Here is an 11,875-nt window from a genome sequence, read left to right on the forward strand (position 1 = left end):
TGAGCGTGCTCGCCCTGGTCGCACGGTTCTGCGTGCTCGGCCTGCGCCGGTATCGCGAGCTGAACAGCCGGATCACCGCGGACGCCGTCGAGATCCTGCCCGACATCAACCTCGGCTTCGCGGCGCAGACCCCGCGCGGGCTGCTGGTGCCGGTGGTCCACCGGGCACAGACGCTGACCACCCGGCAGTTGTCCGCTGCGCTGACGGCACGCACCGAGGCTGCCCGGGCCGGCACGCTGACGCCTGCCGAACTGACCGGCGGCACGTTCACCGTCAACAACTACGGCGTCTTCGGCGTGGACGGCTCGGCCGCCATCATCAACCATCCCGAGGTGGCGATCCTCGGCCTCGGCCGGATCATCGACCGGCCCTGGGTGCACGACGGAGCGCTGGCGGTGCGCAAGGTCAGCCAGCTGACCCTGGCCTTCGACCACCGTGCTTGCGACGGCGGGGTGGCCGGTGGGTTCCTGCGATTCGTGGCCGACTGCATCGAGAACCCGGTGACCGCGCTGGGTGAGCTGTAGGGCGCGGCCGGCGACGTCCGGGCCACGCAGTCCAGCCTGATGTCGCGATGAGAGACTCAGCCGGTGACCTCACCGCGTCCTGATCTCGTCGATTTCATCGCCGGCCTGCCCAAGGCCGAACTGCACGTGCACCACGTCGGCTCGGCCTCGCCGCGTATCGTCTCCGAGCTCGCCGCCCGCCATCCCGGCTCCGGCGTGCCGGCCGACGTGGACAAGCTCGCCGACTACTTCACGTTCCAGAACTTCGCGCACTTCATCGAGGTATACCTTTCCGTGGTCGACCTGATCCGCGATGCCGAGGACGTCCGGACGCTGACCTACGAGGTCGCCCGGGAGATGACGGCACAGCAGATCCGCTATGCCGAACTGACCATCACGCCGTACTCGTCGGTACACCGGGGCATCGCCGCCGAGGCATTCCTGGAGGCGATCGAGGATGCCCGGCTGGCCGCCGAACGGGAGTTCGGAATCGTCCTGCGGTGGTGCTTCGACATCCCCGGCGAGGCCGGCCTGCCCGCGGCAGCCGAGACCGCCCGGATCGCGACCCAGCTGACACCCGACGGCTTGATCAGTTTCGGGCTGGGAGGCCCGGAGATCGGCGTGCCACGCGCCCAGTTCACCCCCTACTTCGACGCGGCACGGGCGATCGGGCTGCACAGCGTTCCGCATGCCGGTGAGACCACCGGTCCGGACACCGTCTGGGATGCGATCCGGCTGCTGGGCGCCGAGCGGATCGGGCACGGCACCTCGGCCGCGCAGGATCAGCGGTTGCTGGACTACCTGGCGCGGCACCAGATCGCGCTGGAGGTCTGCCCCACCTCAAACATCGCGACCAGGGCGGTTCCCGAACTCGCCCAGCACCCGCTGGCGCAGCTGGTCGCGGCGGGCGTGCTGGTGACCATCAATTCCGACGACCCTCCGATGTTTTCCACTGATCTCAACAGGGAATACGCGATCGCCGCGGACCTGCTGAACCTCGATCGAGCCGGCGTCGCCGCGCTGGCGGCCAACGCCGTCCACGCCTCGTTCGCCCCGGACGCCGTCAAGTCGCGGGTGCTGGCCGAGATCGAGGCCTACACCGCCACGTGTGCCGACTGAGTCTGGAGTCTCGCGCCCTCCTGTTGTGTCTGATCGATTCTGTGGACGACACCTGGAACCTGGAACCCACACGCTCACGTGTCGACCGACGACGGCCTTACCTGGCACGCTCAACTTACAGTGACAGCCAAGCGCATATCGATCACTGCCTGCGCTCGTGCGCATTCAGCGCACGGCGATGATGCAGGCGCCGGTGATGTCAGCCAGTCCCACAGCGAGAAGTAGCAGGTAGACGAGTTGGGTAACGCTGGCCTTGCGCCGCTTCTGCTGTCCTCGCATTGTTGACGTGGTGTCCATGCGCTGGTCCGACGGTATGCCGAGGCTTTCTTCCACTCGTCGCAGATGATCACGAGCGGCGCGATAGTAATCATGCTGAGTCCGCATGACGAAGTAGGAGAGCGCGGAGGCGAAAGCGCCAAGGCCAAACACCAGAGCGGCGCTACGACCTGGACGGGAAGCGATCGCGCTGGCCGCTGCGAGGATCGCTGTATTGAATACGAGCATGTACTGCGTCCGAGACCAGTTGAACTCTGCTTGGAAGCGGTACTCATCCACGGCCGCTTTATAGATGTCGGCCGGAGGTACGCCGTCGTCATCCGAACTGCCACCATTTGGCAGTCGGGCTACAGAGCCTGGCATCCATCCACGCTATCGTTACCCGATTTCGGACGGAAGGTGACCCGCCGTCTGCCGGCGGGCTTGTTTCTGAGGCGTAGCCGTCACAATCCACCACGGTGACGCTCCGCTGGACTGCTCCTGTAGCCCTCCGTTGTGCACCGAGCCCACGTGGCTGGACAGCCGCGTCATCTTTCACGGGCACGTGGAGGCCTGAGGGAGCAAGTCATGATCGGCTCGCTCCCTCAGGCGTGCAGCGGGGTCAGTCGGCGGGCCCGGAACCCAGGGTCACGGTGATGCTGTGGCTCCGGCCACCGGAGTCGGTGTAGCGCAGCCGTACCTGGTCGCCCGGCTTGTGACCGGCCAGCGCGCTCGAGAGTCCGCTGGCACTGGTGATCGTGGTGGCGTCGACCGCGGTGATGGTGTCACCGCCCTGCAGGCCGGCCTTGGCGGCGGCCGAGCCGCTGACCACGTCGGCGATCGCGGCGCCGTTGCTCTGGCCGGCCGGCGAGAGCTGGACTCCGAGGAACGCCGGGTAGCCGATGTGCACGGTGCTGCTGGCCTGTCCGGACTCGATCTGGTCGGCGATGCTCAGCGCCCTGGCGATCGGGATCGCGAAGCCGGTGGTGGTGCCGGCGCCGAACCGGGCCGAGGACGCGGCGGTGTCGATGCCGATCACCGTGCCGGTGGCGTCGTCGTACAGCGGGCCACCGGAGTCACCGGCCTCGATGGCCGCATTCACCTCGATCATGCCGGTCAGCCGCTCGGCATTGCCTCCGTTGGTGTCGCTTGCGGTGAGGGACTGGTTCAGCGCGGTCACGGTGCCGGGTGCCGCGGTCGGGGTACCGCCGTCACCGCCGGCGTTGCCGACCGCGGTGACGGCGTCGCCGACGGCCACCTTGGCCGAGTCGCCGAGCTTGGCGGTCGCCAGGCCGCTGGCGTCCTTGAGCTGCAGAACTGACACGTCATCGCTGGGATCGGTGCCCACCACCGTGGCGGTGTAGGTCTTACCGGTGCTCACCACCGTCACCGTGATGGCCGTGGAGCCCTGGATGACGTGATTGTTGGTCAGGATCTCACCGTCGGAGGTGAGCACGATGCCGGTTCCGGCCGCCTTGCCCGTGCCGTAGTTGAGCGTGGTGTTGATGTCGACCACCCCGACCTGCTGCGCGGCGGTGGCCGGGCCGGTGGCCTGGGTGCCGCCGGTACCCGAGCCGGGGGTGGGGGCGTTGCCGCCCAAGCCGCCGAAGCCGTTGCCGCCCAAGCCGTTGCCGCCGAAGCCGTTGCCGTACGGCGGGGTCTGACCGTTCCGGCCGAACGGGTTCTGGCTGGTAGGCGCGTTCAGCGCGGTCTGCTGGGACGAGTCGTCATTCGACCGGTCAACCGCCACCGCGATGCCACCGGCGGCGATCGCCGTCGCGGCGGCGGCAGCCACCGAGCCGAGCAGCAGCCGGTGCGAGCGCGGCTTGGCCGGGGCCGGCGGCACTGGCCAGAACTGCTGGCCGGGCTGGCCGGGCTGACCTGGCTGGCCGGGATAGTGCTGCGCGGCCGACCAGGCCTGCTGATGGGCGGTCGGCACGAAGTACGGCTGCTCCGGCGGCGCGCTGGCGTACCCCCTCGGCGCACCGTATGCAGTCTGACCGTACGTCAGATGGCCGTCCGGAGCCGGTGGCCGCCAAGCCCATTCCGGTTGCGTGCTCTGCGGGGCGTGCTGGTCGTCGGCGGGCCGGCCGGGATGCTCGGGCATGGATTGGTCGCTCACGCTGACCCCTCTATTCGCGTCGTCTTCTGCTTGTACGACACGAGCTAACCTTCACCACCTCGCCGCCTGCTTGGAGCTCGCACAGAACCAACTGTGAACGCCGGCGCGCGCCGTCACAGCCACCAGCACCGGTCAGGACGCGCGTTTTGCCACCAGGGTCAACACGTCGTAGGTGGCTACCAGCTCGTCGTTCTGGTTGCGGACGACCAGATCCCACCGGACCTCGCCGTAGTCCTCGGTCTGCCTCGCCTTCTTCTCCTTGCAGGTCAGCTGGGCCCGGATCGAGTCACCGACCTTGACCGGGGTGATGAACCGCAGGTTGTCCAGCCCGTAGTTGGCCAGCACCGGGCCGGGCGACGGCTCCACGAACAGGCCTGCCGCCCGGGAGAGGATGTAGTAGCCATGGGCCACGATGCCCCCGAACAGCGGGTTGCGGGCGGCGGCTTCGGGATCGGTGTGCGCGTAGAACGAGTCCCCGGTCAGCGCCACGAACTGCTCGATGTCCTCAGCCGTCACGGTGTGGCTGTCGGTGAGCAGCACCTGCCCGATCGCCAGGTCCTCCAGGTGCTTGCGGAACGGATGGACGTCCTCGGTGACCGTGGGGGCACCGGCTACCCAGCGACCGGTGACGGCGGCCAGCGCGCGCGGCGAACCCTGCACGGCGGTCCGCTGCATGAAGTGCAGCACGCCCCGGATGCCGCCCAGTTCCTCACCGCCGCCGGCCCGGCCGGGACCGCCGTGCACCAGCATCGGCAGCGGTGAGCCGTGGCCGGTCGAGGACTTGGCGTCGTCGCGGTCGACCACCAGCATCCGTCCGTGGTGGGCGGCCGCGCCGAGCACCACGTCGCGGACGAAGTCCGGGTCGTAGGAATAGACCGACCCGACCAGCGAGCCCTCGCCTCTGGCCGCGAGCTCCACCACCTCGTCGGTGCCCTGGTAGCCGATCAGCGTTGCCACCGGTCCGAACGGCTCGACGGTGTGCACCGCCTCGGCGGTGGCGCTGCGCGCCCGCAGCACGGTCGGCGGCACGAACGCGCCGGTGTCGGGCAGCGCCTTGGCAGCGGGTGAGTCCGGTCCCCCGATCACCACATCGGTGTCGGAGGCCAGCTTCTGCAGGTTCGCCATCAGCTCGTCGCGCTGCCCCAGGGTGGCCAGCGCCCCCATCGTGGTTCCCTCGGTGCGCGGGTCACCGACCACCACCTTGGCCAGCTTCGCCGTCAGCGCCTCGATGACCGGCTCGACCTGCTCGGACGGCACGAACGCCCGCCGGATCGCGGTGCACTTCTGCCCGGCCTTGACGGTGATCTCGCGGGTCAGCTCGCGGATGAACAGGTCGAACTCGGGTTCGCCGGCAACCGCGTCCGGGCCGAGGATCGCGCAGTTGAGCGAATCGGCCTCCGCGGTGAACTTGACCGACTCCCGGATCACCACCGGGTGCTGGCGCAGCTGCCGGGCGGTGGCCGCCGAGCCGGTGAACGAGACGACGTCCTGCCCGGTGAGGTGGTCGAGCATGCCCTCGGGCGCGGCGCACACCAGCGAGATGGCACCGGGTGGCAGCAGCTGGGAGTCGACCATGTCGGCAAACACCTTCGCCGTCAGGTAGGCCGTTTGTCTTGCCGGCTTGACCACCACCGGAACGCCGGCCAGGAACGCCGGCGCGAACTTCTCCAGCATGCCCCAGACCGGAAAGTTGAAGGCGTTGATGAACAGCGCCAGCCCGTGCTTGGGGGTGTAGATGTGCTGGGCCACGAACGAGCCGTCCTTGGAGAACTGCTCGACCGGGCCGTCGAGGTAGACGGTGGAGTCAGGCAACTCGCGGCGGCCCTTGGAGGAATAGGCGAACAGCACGCCGATGCCGCCGTCGACGTCGAACTTGGAGTCGAAGAGGGTGGCGCCGGTGGCGAACGACAGCGGGTAGTAGTCCGATTCCCGCCGGTCGTTGAGGTAGGTGGCCAACTGCTTGAGGATGGCGGCGCGCTCGGTGAAGGTCAGCCGGCGCAGCGCGGGGCCGCCGACCGTCCGGGCGTAGGCGTAGCCCGCGGCCAGGTCGACCGGTTCGCGGGACCACCGGGCCACCGGTTGCGAGGTCGAGGCGTCGAGCAGCGCAAGGCCGCTGTCGGCGTCATCGGTAGGGGTGACCCACTGGTCACCCAGGTAGGAACGCAGCATGTCGGCCATCGGGAAGTCCCTTCGTTCTTGGGGCGCCGTGCGGGGTGTTCGGCTCGTGGCAGCTTGCCAGCGAGCAGAGTGCAAGCATAGACTAACCGAACGATCATTCGGTTTTGGAGGTTGCTGTGACTGAGCTCGCGGACGAGGCTGTCGAGGCCGGCAAGCAAGCCGCCTTCGACGCGCTCATCGACTCCGACGGCCGGGTCGAACCACGCGACTGGATGCCCGAGGGCTACCGCAAGACCCTGATCCGCCAGATCGCCCAGCACGCGCACTCCGAAATCATCGGGATGCAGCCGGAGGGCAACTGGATCACCCGGGCACCGTCGCTGCGCCGCAAGGCGATCCTGCTGGCCAAGGTGCAGGACGAGGCAGGCCACGGCCTGTACCTCTATTCCGCCGCCGAGACCCTGGGGATGAGCCGCGAGGAGATGCTGGACCTGCTGCACGCCGGCCGCCAGCGGTACTCCTCGATCTTCAACTACCCGACACCCACCTGGGCCGACGTGGCCGCGATCGGCTGGCTGGTCGACGGTGCCGCGATCACCAACCAGGTGCCGCTCACCCGATGCTCCTACGGCCCGTACGCGCGCGCCATGGTCCGAATCTGCAAGGAGGAGTCCTTCCACCAGCGGCAGGGCTTCGAATCCCTGCTGCAGCTGTCCAACGGCACGCCCGAGCAGCATGAGATGGCCCAGGACGCGATCAACCGGTGGTGGTGGCCGTCGCTGATGATGTTCGGCCCGCCCGACGACGACTCCCCGAACTCCGCGCAGTCCAGCGCCTGGGGGATCAAGCGGTTCTCCAACGACGAGCTGCGCCAGCGCTTCGTCGACATCTGCGTTCCGCAGGCCGAGACGCTGGGGCTGACCCTGCCCGATCCCGACCTGGTGTGGAATGCCGAGCGGGGTCACTACGACTACGGCGTCATCGACTGGACGGAGTTCCAGCAGGTGCTCAAGGGCAACGGCCCGTGCAACCGGCAGCGGATCGCCACCCGCCGGCAGGCACACTCCGACGGCGCCTGGGTACGCGAGGCTGCCGCCGCCTATGCGGCAAAGGAGGCAGCCAGGAAGCAGGCCGCCGCGGTGTCGGAGGCGGCGTGAGCACACCGCCCAGCCCGCTGTGGGAGGTCTTCGTGCGACCCGCCCGTGGCACCAACCACGTGCACGTCGGCTCCCTGCATGCCGAGGACGCGACACTGGCGTTGCAGAACGCCCGCGACCTGTACACCCGCCGCAACGAGGGCGTCTCGATCTGGGTGGTGCGCTCGGCCGACATCACCGCCAGTTCGCCGGAGGAGAAGGACTCGTTCTTCGAACCGTCGGCGGACAAGCCCTACCGGCACCCGACGTTCTACACGATCCCCGAAGGCGTCGAGCACCTATGAGCAATTCGGAGCCAGTGACCAGTTTCATGGCCGAAAGCCCCGGCGCTCCCGCCAATGCCGACGTCGCCGCGTACGCGATCCGGCTCGGTGACGACGCGCTGATCCTGTCGCACCGGCTCTCGGAATGGTCGGCCCATGCACCGCAGATCGAGGAAGACATCGCGCTGGCCAACATCGCGCTCGACCTGCTCGGCCAGGCCCGCTCGCTGCTGTCCTACGGCGGCTCGTTCAGCGGCCGCTCCGAGGATGACCTGGCTTACCTGCGCGAGGAGCGCCGGTTCACCAACCTGCAGCTGACCGAACTCGAGAACGGCAACTTCGCGGTCACCATGATCCGGCAGCTGCTGTTCTCCTGCTACCAGCGCGAGCTCTATCGCGATCTGGAATCCTCCCGGGACGCCCAGCTGGCCGCGATCGCCGCCAAGGCCGTCAAGGAGGTGGCCTACCACGTCGAGCACGCCCGCACCTGGATCATCCGGCTGGGCGACGGCACCGAGCTCAGCCATGACCGCACCCAGGCCGCGCTCGAGACGGTCTGGCCGTTCAGCCACGAGATGTTCGAGGACGACGAGTTGGCCCACCGGATCGCCGACCTCGGCGTTGCCCCGCTGCCCTCCAGCTTGCGACCTGCCTGGCTCGGGGCGGTTCAGGACATCCTCACCGAGGCCACGCTCAGCCTTCCGGGCGACGAGTGGAAGCCCTCCGGCGGGCGCAAGGGGATGCACACCGAGGGGTTCGGCTACCTGCTGGCCGAGATGCAGCACCTGCACCGGTCACATCCCGGAGCCCGGTGGTGACCCGGTGACAGTGGCAACCGGGTCCGACCTCGAGCGGCTGGCCGCACTGCGACTGGCCGCCGCCAGGGTTCCCGACCCCGAGATACCGGTGCTGACCATTGCTGACCTGGGCATCCTGCGCGACGTCCGGTTCGCCGCCGACGGCTCGCCCGAGGTGGTGCTGACCCCGACCTATTCCGGCTGCCCGGCGACCGAGGCCATCCGGCAGGACGTGCTGGACCAGACCCGCGACGTCGATCCGCAGGTCCGGGTGGTCATCGAGCTGGCACCGGCCTGGACCACGGACTGGATCACCGAGGACGGCCGGGCCAAACTGCGCGACTACGGCATCGCCCCACCCCGGCCGACCCGGACCGGTCCGGTACCGGTGCGGCTCGGCAGCAGGCCGACCGGCGCCGAGATGGCGGACCAGCCAGCCCGCTGCCCGCGGTGCGGATCGTCGGACACCGAGCTGATCAGCCAGTTCGGTTCCACGCCGTGCAAGTCGTTGCGCCGCTGCCGGAGCTGTGCCGAGCCCTTCGACGAATTCAAGTCACTGTGAGCGGCGTCGGTGTGAGCGGCGGCTTCCGCTCCCTCGCCGTCGCCCGGGTCGAGCCGCTCACCGACGAGGCCTGCACGGTCCACTTCACGGTGCCGCCCGAGCTGCGCCAGCAGTACGCCTTCGATCCCGGGCAGCACCTCACGTTGCGCCGTACCGCCGCCGGCCAGGAGGAGCGCCGTACCTACTCGATCTGCTCGACGCCGGCAGACCTGGCCGAGCGCGGCGAGCTGCGGATCGGGGTCAAGCGGATCGCGAACGGGTTGTTCTCCGGCTGGCTGACCGGCGAGCTGCAACCCGGGGTCACGATCGAGGTGATGACCCCGGCCGGCCGGTTCGGCACTCCGGTCGCAGCGGAGAACGAGCGCCACGTCGGCTGCCTGGCCGCCGGTTCGGGAATCACCCCGGTGCTGTCGATCATCACCTCGATCCTGCGGACCGAGCCCGCCAGCCGGGTCACCCTCATGTACGGCAACCGAACCTCCAACGATGTGATGTTCCTGGAGGAGCTGGCGGATCTGAAGAACAGCTACCCCAGCCGGTTCACCCTGTTGCACGTGCTGTCGGCCGAGCCGCAGCTGTCGGACCTGCTGACCGGCCGGATCGACGAGAACAAGATCAGCCTCCTGCTGGACGGCTTGTGCAAGGACGTCGACGAGTGGTACCTGTGCGGCCCACTCGGCATGGTGTCGACCGTCCGCACCGCGCTGGTGGCCGGTGGCGTACCCAGCACCGCCGTGCACTCCGAGCTGTTCTACGTCGGCGACGAACCGCCGGTACAGACCGTGGCCCCGCCGGAGCACGCGGTCACCGACCGCAGCCAGGTGACGGTCACCCTGTCGGGGCGGACCTCCACGATCCCGGTCAGCTACGCCGGCCCGAGCATCCTCGATGCGGTGCTGGCCAACCGTCCGGACGCTCCCTATGCCTGCAAGGGTGGCGTCTGCGGTACCTGCCGGGCCATGGTGACCGCCGGTTCGGTGTCGATGACCCGCAACTACGCCCTGGAACCGGAAGAGCTGGCCGCCGGGCTGGTGCTGGCCTGCCAGTCCCGTCCGGTGACCCCCGAGGTCAGCCTGCAGTTCCAATAGGCTGCACCGCGCGGAACCAGGAGCATCGCGGAACCAGCGAACCAGCACCGCGGAAACCAGTAGCACCGCGGAAACCAGTAGCACCGCGGAACCAGTAGCACCGCGGCCGAGACCAGCGGCGTCACCGGATCGGCGCCTGCCTCCACTAGCCTGGGCGAATGGACGTCAAGGGCGCGGTTCCCATCGGCGCGCAGCCGGTCGAGCAGGTGGTCAACGTCCGCCGTCCCCGCTCGGTCATCGCGTTCGCCTGCTGGTTCGCCGTCGGGGTCGGCGTGGCCTACCTGGGCTTCCGGATCGTCGAGCAGCTGCGCACCATCCTGTACCTGCTGGCGTTCGCGCTGCTGATCGGAGTGACCCTCGATCCGCTGATCAGCTTCCTGCAGCGGCGCGGCATCCGCCGATCGTTCGCCGCGCTGCTCACCTGGCTCGGCGTCGTGGTGCTGCTCACCGCCCCCTTCGTGCTCGCGGTGAACGCCGCCACCACCGAGCTGCCGACGCTGATCAAGTCCGGGCCGGAACTGATCCGCAACGCCGAGAGCCACCTGGGCGCGCTCGGCGACCGGCTGGCCGTCGCCACCGACAGCACCACCAGCGGCTCCATCAATCCGACCGAGGTACTGGACTACATCCTGACCGGCGGGGCGCTGCTGTTCACCGCGGTCACCGACATCGTGGTAGTGGCGTTCCTGTCGCTGTACTTCGCCATCGAACTGCCGCGCCTGCGGGCGCTGGCACTCAAGGCGGTCCCGGGCTCCCGCCAGGTCCGCACCGCGCGCATCCTGGACGAGCTGACCGTGCAGGTCGGGCGGTTCATGCTGTCCACGGTGGTGATCGCGATCCTGTTCGGCCTGGGCACCACGGTCTGGGCGCTGGCCTGGGGCATTCCGTACGCGGTGCTGCTGGGGGCGCTGGTGACGGTGCTGTCGCTGGTTCCGGTGATCGGGTCCACGGTGGGTGGAACGATCGTCACGCTGGTGTCGTTGAGCGTCGGGCTGCCGACCGCCATCATCACCCTGATCTTCTACATCAGTTACCGGATGACCGAGGACTACCTGATCCAGCCCCGGATGATGAAGTACTCGGTGGAACTGCCCGGCGTGATCACGGTGCCCTCGGTGATCCTCGGCGGCGCGATGCTCGGCGTCCCCGGCGCCCTGTTCGGGGTGCCGATGGCGCTGATCCTGCGGGTGCTGGTCCGCGAGCTGGTGTTTCCGGCCACCGACCAGGCCTGACGCGGCCCGTGATCAGCGGCTGGCCGCCTCGGCGGCTTGCCGGCCGGCCACGGTCAGCCACCGCACCGGATCGTCCTGTGCCGCGCGGGTGGAACCGGCCAGCTCGGTCAGGCTGCAGAGGCCGGTGCCGGGCACGGCTCCGGCCACCAGGGCAGCCATCTCGCCGGCTACCGACCCGGCCACCACCAGCGCCGGCACGCCGCTGCCGGCGGCGGCCTGCAGCACGTACCCGCAGGCCTTGCCGGTCAGCGAACCGGCGTCGAAGCGTCCCTCGCCGGTGATCACCAGGTCAGCGCGGCGCACCGCCTCGGGCAACCCGACCAGCTCCGCGATCGTCCGGGCGCCCGGCACCAGCTCGGCTCCCCAGTACGCCAGCCCGTATCCGGTGCCGCCGGCCGCCCCGCAGCCGGGCAGGTACGGATCCGATCCGAGCACCGCCGCCAGCCGGCGCAGCCCACTGTCGAGTACACCGACCTGCGCCTCGGTGGCACCCTTCTGCGGCCCGAAGGCATGGGCCGCCCCGGACGGCCCGAACAGCGGGGCCTGCACATCGACCAGTACCCGGACGCCCTCGGGCGGCGCCGGCGTCAGCCGCTCGGTCCGTACCGCCACCAGCCGGGTCAACCCACGGCCGCCCGGCGGCAGCAGCCCACCGGTGC

Annotated in this window: 12 protein-coding genes; 8 read left to right on the forward strand and 4 right to left on the reverse strand. The window is 69.3% G+C overall.

The features are described 5' to 3' along the window. The coding region (locus VF542_RS02375) for a 2-oxo acid dehydrogenase subunit E2 (protein WP_408650106.1) at window positions 1-524 on the forward strand (524 nt) is incomplete at its 5' end. A gap of 63 nt (window positions 525-587) precedes the next feature. Continuing rightward, the gene (locus VF542_RS02380) at window positions 588-1,622 is read left to right on the forward strand and encodes an adenosine deaminase (protein ID WP_408650107.1); all 1,035 of its coding nucleotides are present in this window, start codon (window positions 588-590) and stop codon (window positions 1,620-1,622) included. Window positions 1,623-1,787: 165 nt separating this feature from the next. Here the strand turns inward: VF542_RS02380 and VF542_RS02385 are convergent, their stop codons facing one another. From VF542_RS02385 to paaZ, 3 genes are all read right to left on the reverse strand, one after another. Beyond that, window positions 1,788-2,261 carry a hypothetical protein gene (locus tag VF542_RS02385; protein ID WP_408650108.1) on the reverse strand — a complete coding sequence of 158 codons (474 nt, stop codon included), beginning with the start codon at window positions 2,259-2,261 and terminating at the stop codon, window positions 1,788-1,790. A 238-nt stretch (window positions 2,262-2,499) separates the two neighbouring features. After that, on the reverse strand, window positions 2,500-3,999 hold the full coding sequence (locus VF542_RS02390; protein ID WP_408650109.1) for a S1C family serine protease: 1,500 nt from the start codon (window positions 3,997-3,999) through the stop codon (window positions 2,500-2,502). A 132-nt stretch (window positions 4,000-4,131) separates the two neighbouring features. Then, entirely contained in the window at window positions 4,132-6,177 is a 2,046-nt protein-coding gene (paaZ, locus tag VF542_RS02395; RefSeq protein WP_408650110.1) for a phenylacetic acid degradation bifunctional protein PaaZ, read from the reverse strand. A gap of 116 nt (window positions 6,178-6,293) precedes the next feature. Here paaZ and paaA point away from each other — a divergent pair, with 116 nt between their 5' ends. The 6 genes from paaA (at window position 6,294) to VF542_RS02425 (ending at window position 11,216) form a co-directional block, all read left to right on the forward strand. After that, on the forward strand, window positions 6,294-7,274 hold the full coding sequence (gene paaA, locus VF542_RS02400; protein WP_408650111.1) for a 1,2-phenylacetyl-CoA epoxidase subunit PaaA: 981 nt from the start codon (window positions 6,294-6,296) through the stop codon (window positions 7,272-7,274). Then, window positions 7,271-7,558 (forward strand): 1,2-phenylacetyl-CoA epoxidase subunit PaaB, encoded by a 288-nt coding sequence (gene paaB, locus VF542_RS02405; RefSeq protein WP_408650112.1) that lies wholly within the window; start codon window positions 7,271-7,273, stop codon window positions 7,556-7,558. Before paaA ends, paaB begins: the two co-directional genes overlap by 4 nt. A 26-nt stretch (window positions 7,559-7,584) precedes the next feature. After that, window positions 7,585-8,355, forward strand: a complete 771-nt coding sequence (gene paaC, locus VF542_RS02410; RefSeq protein WP_408650113.1) for a 1,2-phenylacetyl-CoA epoxidase subunit PaaC — start codon at window positions 7,585-7,587, stop codon at window positions 8,353-8,355. A 4-nt stretch (window positions 8,356-8,359) separates the two neighbouring features. Further along, window positions 8,360-8,896, forward strand: coding sequence for a 1,2-phenylacetyl-CoA epoxidase subunit PaaD (gene paaD, locus VF542_RS02415; protein ID WP_408650114.1), 537 nt, complete (start codon window positions 8,360-8,362; stop codon window positions 8,894-8,896). After that, on the forward strand, window positions 8,893-9,984 hold the full coding sequence (gene paaE, locus VF542_RS02420; protein ID WP_408650115.1) for a 1,2-phenylacetyl-CoA epoxidase subunit PaaE: 1,092 nt from the start codon (window positions 8,893-8,895) through the stop codon (window positions 9,982-9,984). Before paaD ends, paaE begins: the two co-directional genes overlap by 4 nt. A 158-nt stretch (window positions 9,985-10,142) precedes the next feature. After that, the gene (locus tag VF542_RS02425) at window positions 10,143-11,216 is read left to right on the forward strand and encodes an AI-2E family transporter (RefSeq protein WP_408650116.1); all 1,074 of its coding nucleotides are present in this window, start codon (window positions 10,143-10,145) and stop codon (window positions 11,214-11,216) included. 12 nt (window positions 11,217-11,228) lie between these two features. Here VF542_RS02425 and VF542_RS02430 read toward each other — a convergent pair. Beyond that, window positions 11,229-11,875, reverse strand: a 647-nt coding sequence (locus VF542_RS02430; RefSeq protein ID WP_408650117.1) for a glycerate kinase, incomplete at its 5' end; no start/stop codon positions are given.

Origin of the sequence: Jatrophihabitans sp. (assembly GCF_036389215.1) — a bacterium.
Taxonomy (GTDB): domain Bacteria; phylum Actinomycetota; class Actinomycetes; order Mycobacteriales; family Jatrophihabitantaceae; genus Jatrophihabitans_A.

Excerpts from the sequence above, each read along its gene's own strand:
- paaZ (WP_408650110.1), bottom strand. The coding sequence starts at position 6,177 with ATGGCCGACATGCTGCGTTCCTACCTGGGTGACCAGTGGGTCACCCCT.
- VF542_RS02385 (WP_408650108.1), bottom strand. The coding sequence starts at position 2,261 with ATGCCAGGCTCTGTAGCCCGACTGCCAAATGGTGGCAGTTCGGATGAC.
- paaC (WP_408650113.1), top strand. The coding sequence starts at position 7,585 with ATGGCCGAAAGCCCCGGCGCTCCCGCCAATGCCGACGTCGCCGCGTAC.
- VF542_RS02425 (WP_408650116.1), top strand. The coding sequence starts at position 10,143 with ATGGACGTCAAGGGCGCGGTTCCCATCGGCGCGCAGCCGGTCGAGCAG.